A 21,484-nucleotide genomic window follows, 5' to 3' on the forward strand; every position below is an offset into this window, starting at 1 on the left:
TTAGATTTCACCGCGTGCGCGCAGGTCTGCGAGCACGGCGTCAATACCGTTCTTGTCGATCAGGCGCAGGCCGGCGTTCGAAACGCGCAGACGCACCCAGCGATTTTCACTTTCAACGAAGAAACGGCGATTCTGCAGGTTCGGCAGGAAGCGACGCTTGGTCTTGTTGTTTGCGTGGGAAACGTTGTTGCCCGACATCGGGCCTTTCCCAGTTACTTGGCATACGCGTGCCATGGTGACACTCCTAATACACGTTGAGTCCGAGACGAACGCTCGAATCGAAAGCACTCGCTTTCAGCTTCGATGCCTCTTATCGCCCAATTTGCCGATCGGGGACTTGGCAGCACGGTTATGCCAATGAGGGCCGCATTCGTTCGGAACAGGCGGGTTGAGAAAAGCAAACGAGGATTCTAACAGGAAAAACGCTGCAATATCAAACGTTTTATGCCGTCACAGCCAGCCATGCCGCGCGAACGAGAAGACCTCGTTCGCCGCCACGACGATGTGATCGAGCAGCCGCACGTCGATGAGCGTCAGCGCGTCCTGCAGCGTCTTGGTGAGCCGCCGGTCGTTCGCGCTCGGCTCGACGCCGCCCGACGGATGATTATGCGCGACGATGAGCCCCGCCGCGTTCAGCGTGAGCGCGCGCCGCACGATCTCACGCGGATACACGGCCACGCGCGTCAGCGAGCCGCGCGCCGACTCCTCGACATGCAGCAACTGATGGCGCGCATCCAGATACAGAGAGATGAACACCTCGTAGGGCCGCGTGCCGATCAAGAGCCGCAGATAGTCTTCCACCGCGCCCGGCGCGTTCAGCAGTTCGCGATCGCGCGCCTTCTCGGCGAGCGCGCGCCGGCACAATTCCGATACGGCGATGAGCGTCGCCGCCCGCGCCGGCCCGATGCCGCGCAGTTCGCGCAATTCCGCCGCCGACGCGTCCAGCACGCCGCGCAGCGACCCGAAACGCAGCAGAAGCTGACGCGCCACATCGACGGCCGTGGCCCCCGGAAGGCCGGTGCGCAGGAACAAGGCGAACAGTTCCGCGTCCGACAGCGACGCCGGGCCTGTATCGAGCAGGCGTTCGCGCGGCCGGTCCGCGCGCGCCCACTTGCGGATCGGCAGGAGAGGCGCGATCGCGGACAAACTGTCGCCGTCGGGTGCGACGAGCGGCGGCACGAGCCGCAGATCGGCGCTCATCGCGGTGCTCCCGGACCGCGTGGCGTGCGGGCAAGCGCACACGGGACTGAGCCGCGTGACGCGTGCTGCCACAACTCTGTCTTACAATAGCGGTTTTGGCGTCCGGTTCGCACGGGCGCCGTGCGGTTCGCTGCCACGCGCCGAAGAGCCGCCCCATGCGGGGCCTGCGCCCTGCCTTCAAACGAACGGCCACATCCAATACTCATGAGCATCATCGATATCTCCGAGGTGAAACCCGGTTCGCACGTCACGCTTCATTACCGGCTCGCGCTTGCCGATGGTGCTGACATCGTCAATACGTTCGCCGACAAGCCCGCGACGCTTCTGCTAGGCGCAGGGCAACTCGCCGAACCGTTGGAAGAGATTTTGCTGGGACTGAAGGTCGGCCACCATTCGACCTTTCAGCTAACGCCGGATCAGGCGTTCGGGCCGCGCAATCCGGAACTGGTCCAGTGGGTGTCGCTCGCGACGCTGCGCGAAAACAGCATGATCGGCGAGGATTTTTCTCCCGGCGATCTCGTCGAATTCAACGCGCCGAACGGCGGACGCTACGCCGGCGTGCTGAAGGAAGTCGGCGAAACGGCGGCACTGTTCGATTTCAATCACCCGCTCGCGGGCCAGGCGCTCGTCTTCGAAGTGAAAATCATCGGGATTCTGTAACCATGATTGAAAGCCTCAACGAAGTTCAGACCGACGTCGAAATCCTGCTCGCGCAGCCGCGCGGGTTTTGCGCGGGCGTCGATCGCGCGATCGAGATCGTCGAGCGCGCGATCAAATTGTTCGGCGCGCCCATCTACGTGCGCCACGAGATCGTGCATAACGCATATGTCGTCGCCGATCTGCGCAAGAAGGGCGCGATTTTCATCGAAGAGCTTTCCGACGTGCCCGAAGGCGCGACACTGATCTTCAGCGCGCACGGCGTCTCGAAAGCGGTGCGCAGCGAAGCGGAGGCGCGCGGCCTGCGCGTGTTCGACGCAACGTGCCCGCTCGTGACCAAGGTGCATATCGAAGTCGCGAAGATGCGTCAGGAAGGCTTCGACATCGTGATGATCGGCCACAAGGGTCATCCGGAAGTCGAAGGCACGATGGGCCAGTCGGGCGAGGGCATGCATCTCGTCGAGGATATCGACGACGTGCTGAAGCTCGATCTGCCCGATCCGCAGCGCATCGCGTACGTGACGCAGACGACGCTTTCGGTCGACGATGCCTCCGCGATCATCGACGCGCTCAAGAGCAAGTATCCCGAGATCAAGGAGCCGAAGAAGCAGGACATCTGCTACGCGACGCAAAATCGCCAGGACGCGGTGAAATTTCTCGCGCCGCAGTGCGACGTCGTGATCGTCGTCGGCAGCCCGAACAGCTCGAATTCGAGCCGTCTGCGTGAAGTCGCTGAGAAGCGCGGCATCCCTTCTTATATGGTCGATTCGCCGACGCAGATCGATCCGCGGTGGGTCGAAGGCAAGAAGCGCATCGGCGTGACGGCGGGCGCATCGGCGCCGGAAGTGCTGGCTCAGGCCGTGATCGCGCGTCTGCGTGAACTCGGCGTGCGCAACGTGCGCTCGCTCGAAGGCATCGAAGAGACGATCTCGTTTCCGCTGCCGCGCGGACTGTCGCTGCCGCAGTAACTAGCGGCCTTCCTCTAAAAAAGCGCCTGCGGGCGCTTTTTTTTTCGCGCTTGAAACCCATCGGGCGCCATCGAAACGGAACCCTCACGCGAGAGATGACACCAAGCGTAAGCACCGATATGGGGCGCGCGCCGCGACGAGCAATTTCGCCGAAAGCCTTCAGGGTTTCCCCGTAAATCCGATAAGCAAACGTAACCGTCGGAACCGATCGATTAAACCTGTTCCCGTTGTGGTGCAACTGCTGCACAAATGCGGATCGCAACCCGGTTGCGCTCTAGCCGGAAAATCGCTCGAAAATGCTGGTTGCAATGCTGGAAAACCCCGCCACGCAAGAATATTGCTCGTCTCATATTTAGCGTTACAATGCGCGCGTCTTGAGGCCAGAAGGGTTCACGACGACAGTTTTTAGAGGCGCAGGAGACCTATTTGATGCGATTCAAGTTTGCTCACGCCGTGTCCATCGCGGCTGCGGTTGCAATGGCAACCGCATGCGGCAAGAAGGATGAAGGCGGGGCGAGCACAGCGGCATCGGCAGCGAGTTCCGCCGCCGTGCCCGTTGCGTCCGCGCCGGCGCCAGCGCCCGCGAGCGAAGCAACTGTCGTGAAGATCGGTCATGTGGCGCCCCTCACGGGCCTGCAGGCTCACCTCGGCAAGGACAACGAAAACGGCGCGCGTCTCGCACTGGAGGAGATCAGCGCGCAAGGCTTGACCATCGACGGGCGTTCCATCCGCCTCGAGCTCGACGCCCAGGACGATGCAGCCGATCCGCGCGTCGGCACCGAAGCCGCGCAGAAGCTCGTCGATGACCACGTGGTTGCGGTGATCGGCCACATGAATTCGGGCGTGTCGATTCCGGCGTCGAAGATCTACAGCGATGCGGGCATCGCGCAGATTTCGCCGTCGACGACGAATCCCGAGTACACGAAGCAGGGCTACAAGACGACGTTTCGCGTCGTCGCGACCGATGCGTTGCAGGGCCCGGTCCTCGCCGGCTACGCGATGAAGACGCTGCACGCGAAGAAGATCGTCGTGGTCGACGACGCGAGTGCCTACGGCCGCGGCCTCGCCGACGAATTCACGAAGAGCGCGCAGGCCGGCGGCGTGAAGATCGCCGCGCGCGAAGCAACGACCGAGAAGGCGCGCAACTTCAAAGCGATTCTCACGAAGATCAAGCGCATCCAGCCGGACGTCGTGATGTACGGCGGCATGGACGTGACGGGCGGCCCGTTCGCCAAGGAAGCGGCGGCGCTCGGCATCAAGGCGAAGATTCTGGCGGGCGACGGCGTCTGCACCGACAAGGTGGCCGAGCTCGCGGGCGACGCGGTGCAGAACATCGTCTGCTCGGAGGCGGGGCTCGCGCTTTCGAAGATGGACAAGGGAGCCGACTTCGAGAAGAAGTACGAAGCGCGCTTTCACACGCCGGTGCAGATTTACGCGCCGTTCACGTATGACGCGATGTACGTGATCGTCGATGCAATGAAGCGTGCGAACTCCATCGAAGCGCCCAAGGTGCTCGCTGCGATTGCCACGACCGACTACAACGGTCTGACGGGGCATATCGCATTCGACGACAAGGGCGACCTGAAGGCGGGGACCATCACGCTGTACGACTTCAAGGACAAGAAGAAGGACGTACTCGACGTCGTCAAGCAGTAGGCAGTCTGGCGGCGCCAGCTATCCGGCGGCGCTGTTTTCGTATCCGTCCGTGAACCGCTCGCAGCCTCATCCGGCCGCGGGCGGACGATCGGCGCTCAACCCTTACCGGTTTTTTAAAAGTACGCGCAGTGCCGCTTCAGATTTCACTTCACACCGGTTTATCGGCCGGTGATAAAGGCGTTATCGAATCGCACGGGGCTAAGGAGCTTTAAATGGATATTTTCATCCAGCAGATCCTCAACGGTCTGGTGCTTGGCAGCGTCTACGCCATCATCGCGTTGGGTTACACGATGGTGTACGGCATTCTCGGCATCATCAACTTCGCGCACGGCGACGTGCTGATGGTCGGCGCGATGGTCGCGCTCTCCGCCATCGGCGTCATGCAGAATCACGCGCCCGGCTTGCCCGGACCGATCATGCTGACGATCGCGCTCGTTATCGCCGCGATCGTCTGCGCGATCGTCGGTTACACCATCGAACGCGTCGCGTACCGGCCGCTGCGCAAGGCGCCGCGTCTCGCGCCGCTGATTACCGCGATCGGCGTCTCGATCCTCTTGCAGACCATCGCGATGATGATCTGGGGCCGCAATCCGCTCGCCTTCCCGCAGCTTCTGCCGACCGATCCGATCAACGTTATCGCCGCCGACGAAACCCGTCCGGGCGCGGTGATCTCGATGACCGAAATCGTCATCATCGTCGTCGCGTTCCTCGTGATGGGCGGCCTGCTGCTCCTCGTGCACAAGACCAAGCTCGGCCGCGCGATGCGCGCGATCGCCGAGAACCCGGGCGTCGCGTCGCTGATGGGCGTGAACCCGAACTTCGTGATTTCCGCGACCTTCATGATCGGCTCGGCGCTGGCTGCGTTGGCGGGCGTGATGATCGCGTCGGAATACGGCAACGCGCACTTCTACATGGGCTTCATTCCCGGCCTGAAGGCGTTCACGGCGGCGGTGCTGGGGGGCATCGGCAACCTGGGCGGCGCGATGGTGGGCGGCGTGCTGCTCGGTCTCATCGAACAGTTGGGCGCCGGTTACATCGGCAATCTGACGGGCGGGGTCTTCGGTTCCAACTACCAGGACGTCTTCGCCTTCGTCGTGCTGATCATCGTGCTCGTGTTCCGTCCGTCGGGTCTGCTCGGCGAACGTGTCGCGGACCGCGCTTAAAGAACGTGTGAGGAGCTCAAAAAAATGACTTCGATTCAACCGATTGAGCCGTCCACGACGCTCATCCCCGAGAAGAACATGACGAAGACGCTCGTCATCGGCATTCTCACCGCTGTGTTCGTGATTGCCGCGCCGATGGTCATCGGCGCAGCGGGCGGCAACTACTGGGTCCGCGTGCTCGACTTCGCGATGCTCTACGTCATGCTCGCGTTGGGTCTCAACGTCGTGGTCGGCTTCGCCGGCCTGCTCGACCTGGGCTACATCGCGTTCTACGCGGTCGGCGCTTACACGGCGGCGTTGTTGTCGTCGCCGCAACTGTCGACGCAATTCGAGTGGATCGCGGCGCTCGCGCCGAACGGATTGCATGTGCCGTTCCTCATCATCGTGCCGATCGCGATGGCGCTCGCCGCGACCTTCGGCGTGCTGCTCGGCGCACCGACGCTGCGTCTGCGCGGCGACTACCTCGCGATCGTGACCTTGGGCTTCGGGGAAATCGTCCGGATCTTCATGAACAACCTCGATCGTCCGGTCAACATCACGAATGGTCCGAAGGGCATCACGGGTATCGATCCGGTGCACGTCGGCGGCTACAGCCTCGCGCAGACGCACGAGTTCTTCGGCTTCAAATTCCCGTCGGTGTACCTGTACTACTACCTGTTCGTGCTGTGCGCGCTGTTCGTGATCTGGGTGTGTACGCGCCTTCAGCATTCGCGTATCGGCCGCGCGTGGGCCGCTATCCGCGAAGACGAAATCGCCGCGAAGGCGATGGGCATCAACACCCGCAACGTGAAGCTGCTCGCATTCGCGATGGGCGCGTCGTTCGGCGGTCTGTCGGGCGCGATGTTCGGTGCGTTCCAGGGCTTCGTGTCGCCGGAATCGTTCACGTTCTGGGAGTCGATCGTCGTGCTGGCGTGCGTGGTGCTGGGCGGCATGGGCCATATTCCGGGCGTGATTCTCGGCGCGGTGCTGCTCGCCGTGTTCCCCGAATTCCTGCGCACGACAATGGGTCCGCTGCAGAACGCCATCTTCGGTCATCAGCTTGTCGATACCGAAGTCATCCGCCAGTTGCTGTACGGTCTGGCGATGGTGCTGATCATGCTGTATCGCTCGGAAGGCCTGTGGCCCGCCGCGAAACACGAAGACAAGATCGCGAAGATCGCGAAGCGCAACGGCAAGAAGCCGGTGCGTGCTTAAAGGCGGGGGATTGAAAGATGAGCGATAAGCAAACACGACTTTCCGTCACGGGCGTCAACAAGCGTTTCGGCGGCTTGCAGGCGTTGTCCGACGTACGCCTCGAAATCAAGGAAGGCGAAATCTACGGTCTGATCGGCCCGAACGGCGCAGGCAAGACGACGTTCTTCAACGTGATCACGGGTCTCTACACGCCGGATTCGGGCGAGTTCAAGCTCGACGGCCAGGCGTACACCCCGACGGCGGTTTATCAGGTGGCGAAGGCGGGCATCGCGCGCACGTTCCAGAACATTCGTCTTTTCGGCGGCATGACGGCGCTGGAGAACGTGATGGTCGGACGTCACGTTCGCACGAAGCACGGTCTGGTCGGCGCGGTGTTCCAGACGCCCGCCGAACGCCGCGAAGAGCGCGAGATCAAGGAGCGCGCGCTCGAACTGCTGGAATACGTCGGCGTGCTGCAATACGCGGATTACACGTCGCGCAATCTGTCGTACGGGCATCAGCGCCGTCTGGAGATCGCGCGCGCGTTGGCGACCGATCCGAAGCTGCTCGCGCTCGACGAACCCGCCGCCGGCATGAACGCGACGGAGAAGGTCGAGCTCACGCGTCTGCTCGACAAGATCCGCGCGGACGGCAAGACGATTCTTCTGATCGAACACGACGTGAAACTCGTGATGGGATTGTGCAACCGCATGACGGTGCTCGATTACGGCAAGGTGATCGCCGAAGGTCTGCCGCAGGACGTGCAGAAGGACCCGAAGGTGATCGAGGCATATCTGGGTGCGGGGGTGCACTAAATGGCGACCACAAGCGCAATGTTGAAGGTCAAGGGTCTGCAGGTGAATTACGGCGGCATCCAGGCGGTGAAGGGTGTCGATCTCGAAGTCGGGCAGGGCGAACTGGTTACGCTGATCGGCGCGAACGGCGCGGGCAAGACGACGACGATGAAGGCCATCACCGGCCTCAAGCCGTACTCGGGCGGCGATATCGAGTACATGGGCCAGTCGATCAAGGGCGTGCCGACGCACGAACTGCTCAAGCGCGGCCTCGCGATGGTGCCGGAAGGCCGCGGCATCTTCGCGCGCATGTCGATTCTCGAGAACATGCAGATGGGCGCGTATCTGCGCAACGATTCGGACGGCATTCAGAAGGACACGGAGCGCATGTTCGGCTTCTTTCCGCGTCTGAAGGAACGTGCGTCGCAGTACGCGGGCACGCTGTCGGGTGGCGAACAGCAGATGCTCGCGATGGCCCGCGCGCTGCTGTCGCGCCCGAAGCTCTTGCTGCTCGACGAACCGTCGATGGGTCTTTCGCCGATCATGGTCGAGAAGATCTTCGAAGTCGTGCGGGAAATCTCGAAGGAAGGGCTGACGGTGCTGCTCGTGGAGCAGAACGCGCGTCTCGCGCTGCAGGCGGCGAATCGCGGTTACGTGATGGATTCAGGCACGGTGACGATGTCCGGCGACGCGAAGGTCATGCTCGATGATCCGAAGGTCAGGGCGGCGTATTTGGGTGAGTGAAGACTTAACCGTCCGATGCTCGAAAGGGAGCCGACTGTCGCGAGACAGTCGGCTTTTTTCTTTTCCAGGATTACGGGTGCTTCGCCAAATCGTTCTCGCTTTCTCGTCATCTGTCGCATTAGCCCGCTTTCTCAGATTCTTCCCACTATCGAAGCTCAGGATGCCGATCAAGAATCGGGGATTTTGCGCGATGTTCACCTCCAGTCTCAGCCAGCTGCCGAAGCGCGGCCACCTCCTCATCGCAGCCACGATGGCACTGACGGGCTGCGGATTGTTTCCGCAGCCCAGTCATAACGTGACCGTCGCGGCGCCGGAATACGATAGCGCGGTCTCTGCGCGTATCAGACTTCTCTCCGGCAACGGAACGCGCACTGCCTCGTACCTTCCCAATCACGCCTGTTATGGCGGTTCCGTCGAGGGAGCTGAATGGGTGGCCGGTGACGACGGTTTTTTTGCCAATTGGAAATATTCGTCGCGGAGCGAGGTTATCGGCATGCCGCCGAGCCCGCGCGAGTTCATGCGAGTCGACGGCCTGGAGTTCAAGGATTCCATCAGAGAGTATGTGGTGGCGGGCGGCCAGCCGATTGTCCTGAGCATGGGAACGAGCGGCAGTGCGGGTAACGCCCATTGGTGGTGTACTCCACCGCGTGTGACTTTCAGTCCGGTTGCGGGCCGTGACTACGATGCGTTTCTCGAGATGAGGGGCAGGCAGTGCTGGATATCCGTTCGTCTTATCGACGGCCATGACATGGATGAACCCGTCGCTGTGACACGCGCTGCCAAATGTGCCGACGCGAGAGTTGACACGGATTCGAATTCAACTTCGCAATGATCGCGAGCCTTGCATCGCCTTTCGCTCGGCCATTCACATTCGAACCTCTCAGATCAGATAAGAATATATGCAACGCTTGAAAATCATACGTTGGCTCTTGGCTGCCTTCGCTTTCCTCTCGATACCGACGGCGACAGGACAGACTCAACCGATCGCACCCGTATCCGCCGAGACGAGAGACTTGGCGGACTTCAACTCGCGGCTTGCATCATCAGGTATCGACCCGGATTCGCCGCAGGGCGCGATGCTGCGCCAATACTTTTCGACGCTATGGCGAGGTGGTGCAACGCGGTCTTCCCGCTAAGGGCAGCCGGATTCTTCCCTACAAGCGACTGATCATCGAAGCAGATTGGGTCGATTCACGCTCACCACTGAAGCGTGTGCCCTTCACGTCAACTCTTGTGAACCGTCACGACAATGGTGTCGTTTCGGAGCAAAGCGTCACGACCGCTGGAGATAGTGCGGTTACATGGGCCTATTTCCGGACCTACTACCGAATGGCGGACCTGCGTTCTCAGGAACTGTGGGGCGATAGCCAGATCGGCATGGCGAACCTCAAGGATAGCACTGCGATCCGCGCGACCCCACAGACCCTGGTCAAAGGGGCGGAATTTGATATGTCCGTTCCTCAGCCTTCCCGAAAGGGCGAAAAGCGCATGCAGTGCCGGGTCGGAAACACAAAACCGGCGTTCGACGTGTTTGCTTCGCTCACCGGCTCCGCAGTCGAAACCCACTGCTCAGTAGCGACGCAGAGCGGATTCGTCGTGGAGTACGACGGCGTTTGGCTCACTGATTACAACGTAGACCTGACGCTGAAATACAGGGAAGAAAGCGGCACAACGGACGTGGTCTTTCGCAACATTTCGATCGAACCCAATCCGTCGTTCAAGGTGCGCGGCTCGTCGGTAGAAGATGCGGCGCGCAATCCGCAAAGAAAGCAAAGACGCGCAGCGGCCGTCGACGAGATGCCTCAAATCTGCTTTTCTTGTTGAACCTGGTCGACATCTGAGAAAGATAGCGGCCTTGTCGAAGCGTTCAGCCTGAGTTCGCGCGTCAAAGCCGCTTCCCCAAACTCACCACTTCATCCATCCGATACCCGAGCCTTTCATAGAACCCGCGCAGCTCCGTCTTGAACGACAAAATCTGCAGATTCACCTTCGGGCAGCCGAGCTTCGTCAACGCCGCTTCCGCGTGCTTCATCAACGCACTGCCGTATCCGCGGCCGCGCAGCGCAGGCGTGACAGCAAGCGAATACACCCAGCCGCGATGCCCGTCGTAACCGGCCATCACCGTGCCGATCACTTCGCCATCCATCGAGCCGACGAAGAACAGCTCCGGTTGCGTGCGCATCTTGTTCTCGATCGACAGCGCCGGATCGCGCTGCGGCCGCGATGCGTCCGCGTACTCCGGAAACACATCGCGCCACAGGGCGATCACGGCGTCGCGATCGCCTGCATCGAAAGTGCGGATGATCACAGCGAATCGAGCACCGAACGCAGCATCGTCATCATCTGGTCGATCTCGTCCTTCGTCACGTTGAGCGCGGGCATGAAGCGCAGCAAATTCGGGCGCGCCGCGTTGAGGAGGAGGCCGTCGGGCTGCATCAGACGCGCCTTCTCGACGATTTGCGGACCCTTGTCGCTGTCGAGCAGCAACGCGCGCAGCAAACCTTCGCCGCGCTCGCCCTTGAAGCCGCGCTCGTCCGACAGCTTCAGCAGTTCCTGCTTCAGATACTCGCCGCGCTCGCGCACGCCTTCGAGAAAGCCCGGCGCGACGAGTTGCGAAATCACCGAGTAGCCGACCGCCGTCATCAGCGGATTGCCGTTGTAGGTGCCGCCCTGATCGCCCGCATCGAAGCACGCGACGTCCGCCTTCGACAGGAGCGCCGCGAGCGGCACGCCGCCGCCGATGCCCTTGCCGAGCGTCATGATGTCCGGCTCGACGCCCGACAGCTCGTACGCGAACAGCGTTCCCGCGCGGCCGCATCCGCTTTGCACTTCATCGACGATGAGCAGGATGTTGTGCTTCTTCGTCAATTCGCGCAGTTGCTGCATGAATTCGCGCGTCGCGGGAATTACGCCGCCTTCGCCCTGAATCGGCTCGAGCATCACGCCCACGGTCTTCTCGTTGATGAGCTTCCCGACCGACGCGATATCGTTCAGATCGGCCTTCGGAAAGCCCGGCACTTGCGGTGCGTAGATCGTGTCCCAGCCGGGCTTGCCGCTCGCGGACATCGTCGCGATCGTGCGGCCGTGGAAGCTGTGGTCGAACGTGATGATCTCGTACGCGCCGTTCTTGAACTTCTTGCCCCACTTGCGCGCGAGCTTGATCGCGCCTTCGTTCGCTTCCGCGCCGCTGTTGGCGAAGAACACCTTGTCGAAGCAACTGTTCGCGGTGAGCAGGCCGGCGAGCTGCGCCATCGGCGCGTTGTAGAACGCGGGCGACGGGTTGATCAGCGTGCGCGCCTGCTTTTCAATCGCCTCGATCATGCCTTCGTTGCAGTGGCCGAGCGAGTTCACCGCCCAGCCCTGGATGAAGTCGAGATAGCGCTTGCCCGTGTTGTCGTAGAGCCAGGAACCCTTGCCATGCGTGAACACGATCTCGGGACGGTTCGTGATGTACATCAGCGAATCAACGGGGTACTCATTGAAATTCATGACAGCGGGCTCCACGAAGGCTAGTGCGAGAAAAAGAGGAAAACGATGCGGAAAAAACAAAAGCCACGGATTTCCGTGGCTTCATTTCGTACGCTTCGACAAGACCGAACCGTGAGCGCAATGCGTGACGAGCCAGCGGCATCCCTAGGGAAGCGGCGAGCGGCGACGTCGAAGTGCGTTCAGGGTTTTGAGCATTCGCGAAGGATACGTTAAGCGGTTGCCGCCTGTAAACCGTGCACGCGGATTTTTTGTCCGCGTGCACGTTGTGTGCAAGCTCACACGGGATGCGCGAGATCTGCCGCGCTCGTGAACGAATCCGCGTAGAACTCGTCCTCCGGCAGCCGATGATGCTGCGTGAAGTCGCGCTGCGCCGATTCCACCATCACGGGCGCGCCGCACGCGTACACCTGATAGCCGCTCAAGTCTGGCAGATCTTCGATGACAGCCCGATGAACGAAGCCCGTGCGGCCCGTCCAGGCGTCGCCGGCGTCGGGTTCGGAGAGCACCGGCACGAACTTGAAATTCGGAACCTCGCGCGCCCACTGTTCGGCGAGCGACATCATGTAGAGATCCTTCTTGCGGCGGCCGCCCCAATAAAGCGTCATCGGGCGATTCAGATTCTTGAAGACCGCATGTTCGATGATCGCCTTGATCGGCGCGAAACCCGTGCCCGAAGCGAGCAGAACGATCGGCTTGTCGGACTCGTCACGCAGGAAGAACGTGCCGAGCGGGCCTTCGAAGCGCAAGATGTCGCGCTCTTTCATCGCGCCGAAGACGTGATCCGTGAACGTGCCGCCCGGCATGTGGCGAATGTGCAGTTCGAGCGGCCCTTCGTGATGCGGCGGGCTCGCCATCGAATAGCTGCGGCGCTTGCCGTCCTTGAGGATGAATTCGATGTACTGGCCCGCGTAATACTGCAGGCGTTCGTTCGCGGGCAGTTGCAGCTTCAGTTCGATGACGTCGTCGGCTTTGCGTTCGAGCGCGTTCACGCGGCACGGCAGCTTTTTCACCTGGACGTCGCCGACGCCCGCGACTTCGCGCACGTCGATGGTCAAATCCGTCTGCGCGGTCGCGCAACAGAAGAGGGCCATGCCGCGCGTCTTTTCGTCGTTCGACAGTGCCGACGACGAATGCGGCGCCTGCTCGACCTCGCCGCTCACGACGGCGCCCTTGCACGAACCGCACGCACCGTTCTTGCAGCCGTACGGCAGGCCGATGCCCTGGCGCAGCGCGGCGGTCAGCACCGGTTCGTCGGGTTCTACTTGAAACTGCCGGCCGCTTTGCCGGAGCGTTACGTTGAAAGCCATAGATCGATTTCTGCGATGTGTGGAGTTGTCTCGTGAGTCTTTTCGGACGCCGCACGCGGGTTTCAGGCGACGGATAAAATGCTCCGATGATCGCCACTCGAAACCTTCGCCGCGCGCGCGTCCTGATCGTCGGATGCGGCGATGTCGGCATGCGCGCGTTGCCGCTTCTGCATGCGCGCGCCGCTGCGCCCCGCGTCGTCGCGCTCACGCATCATCCTGAACGCGCCGGCGAATTGCGCGCGGCCGGCGCGACGCCCATTTCCGGCGATCTCGATGTGCGCCGCAGCCTCGCAAGGCTCGCCGGCCTCGCACGCGACGTGCTGCATCTCGCGCCGCCTCAGCGCGACGGCGATTCGGACCGCCGCACGCGCGCGCTGATCGCCGCGCTGCGCAGACCGCGCCGCTCGGTGGCGCGCGCCGCCGCAAGCCATTGGCTGCATGCGGATCGCGCCGGAAAAACATCTTTCATTGTACCCGACGGTCTTCGTGCGGCCGCGAAGCGCCGGGACGGGCAGCGCACGCGTTTCGTCTATGCGAGCACGACCGGCGTTTATGGCGATTGCGCCGGCGCGTGGATCGACGAAACGCGGCCTGCGCGGCCTGCGAACGAACGCGCGCGGCGGCGCGTGTCGGCGGAGCGGCAGTTGCGCGCGGCGGGCGTGAAAAGCGGCTGGCGGGTGTCGATCGTGCGGATTCCGGGCATTTACGCGGCCAACCGCCTGCCGATCGCGCGCATCGAAAAGGGCATGCCCGCGCTCGCCGAACCGGACGACGTCTACACGAACCACATTCACGCCGACGATCTCACGGCCATTCTCGTGCGTGCGCTCGCGCGCGGGCGTGCGCAGCGCGTCGTGAACGCGTCGGACGACACGGATTTGCGCATGGCGGATTACTTCGACCGCGTGGCCGATGCCTACGGCCTGACGCGCGTGCCGCGCATTTCGCGCAGCGAAGCGCAAACGCGCCTGGAGCCGGTCACGCTTTCGTTCATGCGCGAATCGCGGCGGCTCGCCAACACGCGCCTGAAGCGCGAACTGGGCTACGTGCTGCGCCATCCGACGGTCGACGCGTTCCTAAAGCAGAACGCGCGGCGTTAGATCAGCGCCGGAATCGTTTCGAGCAGAACGAAGCACATCAACGCGCCGATCAATGCGCCGATGAGATTCGGCGAATACTTGTGGCGCATGTGCATGACGAAGCCCAGCACCCCGATGAGGACTGCGCACAGCGCGACGAACGCTACCAGCGCAACGGCCGATTGGGAGACCATGATGCCCTCCTGCTTTTTTCGTAATCATTTTGGTATCCGTTAGACCAGTATAAGAGTACGAAACGTGGAAGGCATGCTGCATCGCAGCGTCCGCCGGTGAGGGGATTCACCGATTTGCATGCTCAATGCGAAGTGTTTCGCAACGCGGCGAGATCGGCGTCTTCGAGCCAGCGCCATGCGCCTTCGACGAGCGTGTCGGGCAACGCATAACCGCCGACCCGCTCGCGATGCAGCTTCTCCACGCGGTTGCCCGCGGCCGCGACCATGCGCTTGACCTGATGGTATTTGCCTTCGAGCACGGTGAGTTCGAGCAGCCGTTCGCCGCGTTGTTTGGCGGCGAGCGCGGCGCTCGGTTTCGGCTCGCCGTGCAGCAGCACGCCTTCGCGCAACTTCGCGAGTTGCAGACCGTCGAGCGGATGACGCACGGTCGCGAGATAGACCTTCGGCACCTTGCGCTTGGGCGACGTGAACGCGTGCACGAACGCGCCGTCGTCGGAAAGCAGCAGCAGGCCGGTCGTGTCCTGGTCGAGTCGGCCGACGGCCTGCACGCCGCGCTCGGCGAGTTGCGGCGGCAGCAGATGAAACACGCTCAGATGATGCTGCGGATCGCGCGAGCATTCGTAGCCCGCGGGCTTGTTGAGCGCGATGTACGCCTTCTCGCGATACGTCCAGAGATGATCGTCGACTTCGAATTCGAGACCGGGCGTGACGGGGAGATGGGCGTGCGGATCGTCGCGCACGATGCCCGCGATGCGCAGGCGGCCTTCGGCCACGATGCCGCGGCACTGGCGGCGCGACCCGAAGCCTTGGGAGAAGAGGAGGGTTTCGAGGTCCATCGGATGAGCGGAGTTGAAGCGCGCATTCTAGCAAGCCGCGCTTTCGGTCCGCGCGCGCCGGCGCGCTTCGCATCGCCAAAAAAAGCGCCGCCCGAACCGCGGGCGGCGCCGAGCGTGGCGATGCGCTTTCGGACGGCCATGCGTCCGCGGCCAGCGTCATCGCCCAGGGAATCGTCGCGTGCGCGTCATTGCATGTCGATGCGGCCATACACGCCGTTGGCTTCGTCGTTCGGCCCGGCGGCGAAAAACAGCGTGTTCGACGGCTGCGCGTTCAGGTTGTTGCCGAACGCGATGCCCCACAGACCGTGCTGCACGAGCGGCGCGCCGCCGGTATCCGTGAGCGCGCCGACGAACGCGCCGGTATTCGGATCGAACGCGTTGATGGTGCCGTCGCCGAAATTGCCGATGAGGATATCGTTGCTGAACGTGCCGAAGTTTCCGGGCGCCTGCGCGATGCCCCACGGAGCGTTGAGCGGCCCGTTCGCCGCGAAGCGCTGCGTCAGATTGCCGTCGATGTCGAACACGTCGACGAAGCCCAGGCCCACGCCCGGCACGTCGTCCTCGGCGTCGCCGTCCTGCTTCGCGTAGGTGACGAATATCTTCGAGCCGATCGTCTGAATGCCGAAGGGCGCGAAACCCGCCGGAATCTGCGCGTCCCTGAAGCCGCCGGGCACGGCGATCTTCGTGAACGTGCCGTCGAAGACGTCGACCTTGTTGTTATGGAAATCGGTCGCGTAAAGGCGATGCGCGCCGGTCGACGTCGTGGCGATCGCGAGTCCCTTGTAGATCGCGCCCGACGCGCTCGAATCGACGGCGGTGAACGCGTGCGTCATGTCGACGGCGGGCGCCCACGCGGTAATCGAGCCGCCTTCTCCCGCGAAGACGAACGCGGCGACGCCCGACTTGCCGTTGCGCGAGAGCGTGAGATCCGGTCCCTTGTTGAAGACGATTCCTGTCGGTTTGGCGGGCCCGGACGCGCTCGGAGGGATCGATACGACCAGCGACTGAACGACGCCGTTGCCGTCGTAGAGCGTGGCCGTCTGCGTGCCGTTGTCGGCGACCCAAACGAAGCCGTTCGGGTTGAACGCCACGCCCCAGCCGTTCTTCAGATTCGGGTCGGTGTGAGGCGCGGACACGGCGCCATCGGAGACGACGATCGACATCTTGAAACGTGTCGCCGTCGGCATGTTGTCGTCCGAGCCGCCGCCGCATGAGGCGATGCCCGCGAGCGAGACGACCGCGGCGGCGCAAACCACCAGACGGCGCAACAATCCGGTTTGCATGATGGTGACTCCTTCGGCGCGGTTCGCCGGCAGCTCGTTCGTCACCTTTAAACGGATGTGCGTTGCGGCTTATTCCGTTTGCATCATGCTGAATGGCGCGTCAGTACATCAATGCGCGTCGCCGCGTCCCTTCGATACGGCCGGCACGCCCAGGCCGAAGAGCGTGAAGCGCGAATTGTCGTCATCCGGTATCCCCGAATGATGGGCGTGCGCGTTCCAACGGCCGTCGTAGGTCATCGTCGGGACGACCGGCTTCGGGATGCCGCTCGCCTGGCGGAAGTACTCGGTGTTGCTCTCGTTCTGCACAGCGAGCGCGCGGCGCAGCGTCGCCTGCGCCTGGCCGTTGCGCGGGTCGAGCGCGACCGCGCGGCGTGCGTTGCGCAACGCGCACGCCGCTTCCATGTTGGCGGCGCAGGCGCGCGCGTTCGCTATCGCGCCGTCGCGCGCACGTTCCTGACGCGACAATTCGGCCGCGAGCTGCTGGATTTCCGGACTGCGCGGCTCGCTCGCCGAGAGGCCGCGCATGTGACGGCGCGCCGCCGCGAGGTCGCGCCCGGCGAGCGCTTGCTGAGCCGCCGCGATGCTCCGCGCGACGGCTGCGGGAAGCGGCTCCGGCGCAGGCTGAACGGCGGGCGTGGCGGGCGTGGGCGGTTTGTCGATCGAGGCGACCGTCGCGGTGCTGCGCGGCTGTTCGGATTGTCGGGCGACGGGCGCGGTATTTCGAGGCTGCTCGATCGCGCGAGCGACGGGCGCGGGCGCTTGCGTCACCGGTTTCGGCGGCACCGGCGCCGCTGCGGCGATCGTCGCGACCACGCGCGGTTCAGGCTTCTGCAGCGATGCGACGACCGGCGTCGTCGGCTTTGTCGGCGGCGCGACGGCAGCGACCGATGCGGCTGTCGCGGCGGCTGCGTTCGTCGTGGGAACGGGCGTCGCGGGCTTCGCAGTTGCGATCATGGCTGGCGACGCGTTGCTCGCCGGAGCCGCGTTCGCCGCAACGTGCGGCGTCGTCGCCAACATGCTCGATGCCGTGACGCGCGGCGCGACAGACGCGGTTTCCCCTATCGGCGCGGGCGTCTTCGCGATCGTCGTTGTCGTCGTCGCTGATGGGACAGGCTGCGCACTCGGCGTATCCGCTTTGGAGCGCGCCAACGATGCGTGCCGCGCGGCATCGGCCTTGGACGCGCCGGAGGCGCCGTCGCGAATCGATCCCGCCGCGCTGATACCGGGCTCCGCGCTCGGCGACGGCGCGTTGTCGTCCAGACGCGCATAAAAGTATCCGCCGACCGCGATGCTGGCGATCACCCCGCCGACCAGCATCGCCATGCCGGTGCGGGCGGGCTTGCGCTGATCCTGCGCATCGGGCTCGACGAAGTTCGGGTAGGACGTCAGCATCCTGCGGCGCACGAGGCGCTGCAGCCAGTGGCTATCGTCCCAGTCGAGAATGTCGAGCGGCGCGGGCACCGGCGCCGCGGCGGCCGCGGCGGCTTCGGCCGCGCGGCTCGTGAAAATCGCGCCCTGACGATCGGCGCCGCACGCGGGGCAGGTGTCTTCCGAGGCAGGGGAAACGGTGTTGCAGCGCTTGCAGATGACGGAGTCGAGAGACAGCGAGTGATCAGGTCGATTCATGTCGTACCTTTCTTCGAGTTATGGCTCGGCGCGTCGCGCGAGCGGGTCACGACATCGAGAGGGTCCTAAGCAACCCGAAATGCGGGCGCTGCGCGTGCGAGCATCCCCGCGATGCTCCGCGCGCCGGGGTTCCGAATGCCGATGGAGGCCATTTTTTGCTGACGCGGCAGTGCGCGTCTACGCGAGAGCGCACATAGCCGGACGGACGACTTACGCGCGCTCGCGTCATCGGCGAAATTGCGTGTCATCACGCACATATGGACGATGACAATGCAATCGAAGGGCTTCGACGCGACGGCGCGGCAACTGATCGTCGGACTGCCGCTATTCATGGGCGCGATCGAGTACATCTTGAGGGTGGCGCTGAAGCAGCCGGGCAGGGATGACTTCTTTCCGATTTCGCTCGTCGCGTCGAGCGTCAGTCTGAATCTTGCGTTGACGGTGCTGCCGGGTGAGCTTCGCCGCGGCGCCTATTCTCGATGGTTCTCCGAGCGACGAATCGCTGAGGCGTTTCTTGTCGCGAATCTGGGAATTTTCGCCTCTCTAATCGGGATGCTTCTCTGGATATACTTGCTCGTCGCTTCGTTCAGTGAGGAAGTTCGGGCGATTCTGCCTATGCATCCTCTTCGGGATGCTCTGGTCTACTATGTATTTTCGATCGCGGTGAATGAATGGAAGGCGTGGGTGGAAAAATGTTGAACTTCGTGCTGGGTTTCTTTCGAGAGTATTGGCCTGTCGTGTTGGCTTACGCGATCGCCAGGTTCGTCGTTCCGCCCGTCGTGGGCTGGATTTATCGGAAGACTGCGGGCGATGAGCCGCGCGTCGAAGTCGAGCGCGGTTCAGGCAACGTTCAAACGCAGATTGCCGCGAAACCCGGCGAGATGCCGAAATGACGCCGAAGCCGTGCCCCAAACGCAAAAAAGCCGCTCACAACGGAGCGGCTTTTTCAACAATCCTGGTGCCCAGGGCCGGAATCGAACCGGCACGCCTTGCGGCGGGGGATTTTGAGTCCCCTGCGTCTACCAATTTCACCACCTGGGCCTGAATCGACTCGTAGCGGAACAGAGCGAACCAACGAGCCAATCGAGTCGGCGATTATGACCGAAAACGCCGTCGCCGGCAAGCATCGACAGCAGCGTTTTCAGAACAAAGGACCTTACTGCGCGAGATACGTAAATGCGCCGTTCTTGATGACGCCCATTACGCTCGCGCGCTGATCCAGACCGACGTGATCCGTCGCGCTCGTATTGACGACGCCGTTCGGCACGACCAGTTCGTGCGCATGCTCGAGTTCCGAGCGCAGCGCCACGCGAAACTCCTTCGTGCCCGGCTTGGCCGTCTTCAGCGCGCGCGCCACGGCGTCCTGAAGACGCGGATACACGCCCGCCGCATCGCCCGCGAACTGCGTCACGGTGCCCTTGCCGTACTTCTCCTCATACGCATTCGCGAACGCCAGCGCAGCCTTCTTCGACGGATGATCCGCCGGCAGCGTCCGCGCGACGACGACCGGCTGCGTCGGGAACAGGGTGCCCTCGACGTCCTTGCCGCCGAGCTTGATGAACTCGGGCGTCGCGATGCCGTGCGTCTGATAGATCGCGCCCTTGTAGCCGCGCTCGACGAGCGTGCGCTGCGGCAACACCGTCGGCGTGCCCGCGCCCGCGATCAGCACCGCGTCGGGCTTCGCGGCCATCAGCTTGAGAATCTGGCCGGTGACGCTCGCATCGGTGCGATTGAAACGCTCGCTCGCGACAATCTTGATATGCCGAAGATCGGCGAACTTGGTGAACTCGTTGAGCCAGCTATCGCCGTAGCTGTCCGCGAAGCCGATGAAGCCCACCGTCTTCACGCCGTGATTGGCCATGTAGCGCGTCATGACGTCGGCCATCGCGCGATCGGTCTGCGCCATCTTGAACGCCCACACTTTCTTGCCTTCCTGCGGCTCCACGACCGATGCCGAGCCGATCAGCGTGATCATCGGCGTTTCGGATTCGGCGACGGGATCGAGCGCGGCGAGCGCCGCCGGCGTGATGTTCGGCCCGACGATCACATCGACGTGATCTTCGCTGATGAGCTTGCGGATGTTGCGCACGGCCGCGCCCGGATCCGAGCCGTCGTCGAGGATGATGTACTCCGCGCTCTGCCCGGCGATGGTTTTCGGCCACATGAGCATCGCGTTCTTGCTGGTGATGCCGATGGCGGCGGCCGGACCGGTGCTCGACAGATCGATGCCGACCTTCAACTGGGCGTGCGCGGCGGCGGCAACTACGGATAAGGCGACGCCGGCAGCGAGCCGGCGCGTGAACTTCGACAACGTCATCGGATGGTCTCCAAAAGGGCAGGATTTTCTAGGCGGCGGGCGCCGCCGATATTCAAAGCTCGTAACTCTCGTGCTCGCCGGACAGCGCCTGTTCGATCAGCTTGCGATTCAGCGACGGCGACAGCAGTTCGACGAGCGTATACACATAGCTGCGCAGGTACGCGCCCTGTTTGAGCGCGAGCCGCGTGACGTTCGTGCCGAAGAGATGTCCGACCGGCATCGCGCGCAAATGCCGATCGCGCTCCGGATTGAACGCGATATCCGCCAGAATTCCGACGCCAAGCCCCAGTTCGACGTAAGTCTTGATGACGTCGGCATCGATGGCTTCGAGCACGATGTCCGGTGTCAGATTGCGCAGCGCGAACGCCTGATTGATCTTCGTGCGCCCGGCGAACGACGCCTCGTAAGTGATGATCGGGAATTGCGCGAGATCGTCGAGCGTCAGCGTCTTGCGCTCCAACAGCGGATGATCCGGCAGCATGACGGCCAGATGCTGCCACTGGAAGCAGGGCAGCGACACCAGTTCCTTATAGTTGGCGATCGCTTCCGTCGCGATGGCGATATCGGCCTGATCGTGGATGACCATTTCGGCGACTTGCGTCGGACTGCCTTGCAGAATCGAAAGGTGGACCTTCGGGAAGCGCTTCTTGAATTCTGCGATGGCGGACGGCAGCGAATAACGCGCCTGCGTATGCGTGGCGGCGATGACGAGATTGCCCTGATCCTGCGCGGCGTAATCCTTACCGACGCGCTTCAGGCTTTCCACTTCCTGCAAGATTTTCTCGACCGACGCGAGAATGATGCGCCCCGGCTCGGTGAGCGACCTCACGCGTTTCCCGTGCCGCGTGAAGATTTCGACGCCCAACTCGTCTTCCAATTCGATGATCGCTTTCGAGACGCCCGGCTGCGACGTATACAGCGCCTTGGCGGCTTCCGTGAGGTTGAAGTTCTGCCGGACGGCCTCGCGCACGAAGCGAAACTGATGCAGATTCATTTAT

The 21,484-nt window shown here is 63.0% G+C and carries 23 protein-coding genes and 1 tRNA gene; 12 read left to right on the top strand and 12 right to left on the bottom strand.

All coding sequences use genetic code 11. The features are described 5' to 3' along the window. Window positions 1–234, bottom strand: a complete 234-nt coding sequence (gene rpmB / locus NCT05_RS04030; RefSeq protein WP_008351171.1) for a 50S ribosomal protein L28 — start codon at window positions 232–234, stop codon at window positions 1–3. A gap of 216 nt (window positions 235–450) precedes the next feature. Beyond that, window positions 451–1,200: a RadC family protein gene (radC, locus tag NCT05_RS04035; RefSeq protein ID WP_008351169.1), complete on the bottom strand. Its 750-nt coding sequence runs from the start codon at window positions 1,198–1,200 to the stop codon at window positions 451–453. 204 nt (window positions 1,201–1,404) lie between these two features. Here radC and NCT05_RS04040 point away from each other — a divergent pair, with 204 nt between their 5' ends. From NCT05_RS04040 to NCT05_RS04080, 9 genes are all read left to right on the top strand, one after another. Continuing rightward, on the top strand, window positions 1,405–1,860 hold the full coding sequence (locus NCT05_RS04040; RefSeq protein WP_008351167.1) for an FKBP-type peptidyl-prolyl cis-trans isomerase: 456 nt from the start codon (window positions 1,405–1,407) through the stop codon (window positions 1,858–1,860). A gap of 2 nt (window positions 1,861–1,862) precedes the next feature. Then, window positions 1,863–2,825: a 4-hydroxy-3-methylbut-2-enyl diphosphate reductase gene (gene ispH, locus NCT05_RS04045; protein ID WP_008351164.1), complete on the top strand. Its 963-nt coding sequence runs from the start codon at window positions 1,863–1,865 to the stop codon at window positions 2,823–2,825. A 429-nt stretch (window positions 2,826–3,254) separates the two neighbouring features. After that, the gene (locus tag NCT05_RS04050; RefSeq protein ID WP_008351162.1) at window positions 3,255–4,481 is read left to right on the top strand and encodes a branched-chain amino acid ABC transporter substrate-binding protein; all 1,227 of its coding nucleotides are present in this window, start codon (window positions 3,255–3,257) and stop codon (window positions 4,479–4,481) included. Window positions 4,482–4,693: 212 nt separating this feature from the next. Continuing rightward, window positions 4,694–5,644 carry a branched-chain amino acid ABC transporter permease gene (locus NCT05_RS04055; protein ID WP_008351160.1) on the top strand — a complete coding sequence of 317 codons (951 nt, stop codon included), beginning with the start codon at window positions 4,694–4,696 and terminating at the stop codon, window positions 5,642–5,644. A gap of 24 nt (window positions 5,645–5,668) precedes the next feature. Next, a complete protein-coding gene (locus NCT05_RS04060) occupies window positions 5,669–6,838 on the top strand; it encodes an ABC transporter permease subunit (protein ID WP_008351157.1) in 1,170 nt (389 codons plus the stop codon). Window positions 6,839–6,855: 17 nt separating this feature from the next. Next, window positions 6,856–7,632, top strand: coding sequence for an ABC transporter ATP-binding protein (locus NCT05_RS04065; RefSeq protein ID WP_008351156.1), 777 nt, complete (start codon window positions 6,856–6,858; stop codon window positions 7,630–7,632). An 18-nt stretch (window positions 7,633–7,650) separates the two neighbouring features. Beyond that, window positions 7,651–8,355 carry an ABC transporter ATP-binding protein gene (locus NCT05_RS04070; protein ID WP_008351154.1) on the top strand — a complete coding sequence of 235 codons (705 nt, stop codon included), beginning with the start codon at window positions 7,651–7,653 and terminating at the stop codon, window positions 8,353–8,355. A gap of 160 nt (window positions 8,356–8,515) precedes the next feature. After that, entirely contained in the window at window positions 8,516–9,187 is a 672-nt protein-coding gene (locus tag NCT05_RS04075; RefSeq protein WP_008351152.1) for a hypothetical protein, read from the top strand. Between the two features lie 281 nt (window positions 9,188–9,468). Then, window positions 9,469–10,179: a hypothetical protein gene (locus tag NCT05_RS04080; RefSeq protein ID WP_250501784.1), complete on the top strand. Its 711-nt coding sequence runs from the start codon at window positions 9,469–9,471 to the stop codon at window positions 10,177–10,179. Window positions 10,180–10,240: 61 nt separating this feature from the next. Here the strand turns inward: NCT05_RS04080 and NCT05_RS04085 are convergent, their stop codons facing one another. The 3 genes from NCT05_RS04085 to NCT05_RS04095 form a co-directional block, all read right to left on the bottom strand. Then, window positions 10,241–10,663 (bottom strand): GNAT family acetyltransferase, encoded by a 423-nt coding sequence (locus NCT05_RS04085; RefSeq protein WP_175982808.1) that lies wholly within the window; start codon window positions 10,661–10,663, stop codon window positions 10,241–10,243. Beyond that, window positions 10,660–11,844 (bottom strand): acetylornithine transaminase, encoded by a 1,185-nt coding sequence (locus NCT05_RS04090; RefSeq protein ID WP_250501785.1) that lies wholly within the window; start codon window positions 11,842–11,844, stop codon window positions 10,660–10,662. Before NCT05_RS04090 ends, NCT05_RS04085 begins: the two co-directional genes overlap by 4 nt. Window positions 11,845–12,119: 275 nt before the next feature. After that, on the bottom strand, window positions 12,120–13,151 hold the full coding sequence (locus NCT05_RS04095) for a CDP-6-deoxy-delta-3,4-glucoseen reductase (protein WP_008351145.1): 1,032 nt from the start codon (window positions 13,149–13,151) through the stop codon (window positions 12,120–12,122). An 86-nt stretch (window positions 13,152–13,237) separates the two neighbouring features. Here NCT05_RS04095 and NCT05_RS04100 point away from each other — a divergent pair, with 86 nt between their 5' ends. Beyond that, the gene (locus tag NCT05_RS04100) at window positions 13,238–14,251 is read left to right on the top strand and encodes an NAD-dependent epimerase/dehydratase family protein (protein WP_250501786.1); all 1,014 of its coding nucleotides are present in this window, start codon (window positions 13,238–13,240) and stop codon (window positions 14,249–14,251) included. Here NCT05_RS04100 and NCT05_RS04105 read toward each other — a convergent pair. From NCT05_RS04105 to NCT05_RS04120, 4 genes are all read right to left on the bottom strand, one after another. Then, a complete protein-coding gene (locus tag NCT05_RS04105; protein WP_008351142.1) occupies window positions 14,248–14,424 on the bottom strand; it encodes a hypothetical protein in 177 nt (58 codons plus the stop codon). The genes NCT05_RS04100 and NCT05_RS04105 overlap by 4 nt on opposite strands. A 122-nt stretch (window positions 14,425–14,546) precedes the next feature. Beyond that, complete coding sequence (locus tag NCT05_RS04110) at window positions 14,547–15,260, bottom strand: pseudouridine synthase (protein WP_008351140.1); 714 nt, start codon at window positions 15,258–15,260, stop codon at window positions 14,547–14,549. A gap of 185 nt (window positions 15,261–15,445) precedes the next feature. After that, complete coding sequence (locus NCT05_RS04115) at window positions 15,446–16,543, bottom strand: TIGR03118 family protein (RefSeq protein ID WP_250501787.1); 1,098 nt, start codon at window positions 16,541–16,543, stop codon at window positions 15,446–15,448. Window positions 16,544–16,651: 108 nt separating this feature from the next. Then, window positions 16,652–18,169, bottom strand: coding sequence for a hypothetical protein (locus NCT05_RS04120; RefSeq protein ID WP_250501788.1), 1,518 nt, complete (start codon window positions 18,167–18,169; stop codon window positions 16,652–16,654). Window positions 18,170–18,439: 270 nt separating this feature from the next. Here NCT05_RS04120 and NCT05_RS04125 point away from each other — a divergent pair, with 270 nt between their 5' ends. Continuing rightward, window positions 18,440–18,868 (top strand): hypothetical protein, encoded by a 429-nt coding sequence (locus tag NCT05_RS04125; RefSeq protein WP_250496655.1) that lies wholly within the window; start codon window positions 18,440–18,442, stop codon window positions 18,866–18,868. After that, complete coding sequence (locus NCT05_RS04130) at window positions 18,862–19,062, top strand: hypothetical protein (RefSeq protein WP_241814161.1); 201 nt, start codon at window positions 18,862–18,864, stop codon at window positions 19,060–19,062. Before NCT05_RS04125 ends, NCT05_RS04130 begins: the two co-directional genes overlap by 7 nt. Before the next feature lie 63 nt (window positions 19,063–19,125). On the opposite strand, the gene NCT05_RS04135 is transcribed toward NCT05_RS04130, so the two are convergent. From NCT05_RS04135 to NCT05_RS04145, 3 genes are all read right to left on the bottom strand, one after another. Further along, window positions 19,126–19,210: transfer RNA gene (locus NCT05_RS04135), tRNA-Leu, on the bottom strand. Between the two features lie 115 nt (window positions 19,211–19,325). Further along, complete coding sequence (locus NCT05_RS04140) at window positions 19,326–20,486, bottom strand: ABC transporter substrate-binding protein (protein WP_008351129.1); 1,161 nt, start codon at window positions 20,484–20,486, stop codon at window positions 19,326–19,328. A gap of 52 nt (window positions 20,487–20,538) precedes the next feature. Continuing rightward, the gene (locus NCT05_RS04145; RefSeq protein ID WP_008351128.1) at window positions 20,539–21,480 is read right to left on the bottom strand and encodes a CysB family HTH-type transcriptional regulator; all 942 of its coding nucleotides are present in this window, start codon (window positions 21,478–21,480) and stop codon (window positions 20,539–20,541) included. Between the last annotated feature and the right edge of the window lie 4 nt (window positions 21,481–21,484).

It is taken from the genome of Caballeronia sp. AZ7_KS35 (assembly GCF_023631045.1).
In the GTDB taxonomy this organism is placed as follows: domain Bacteria; phylum Pseudomonadota; class Gammaproteobacteria; order Burkholderiales; family Burkholderiaceae; genus Caballeronia; species Caballeronia zhejiangensis.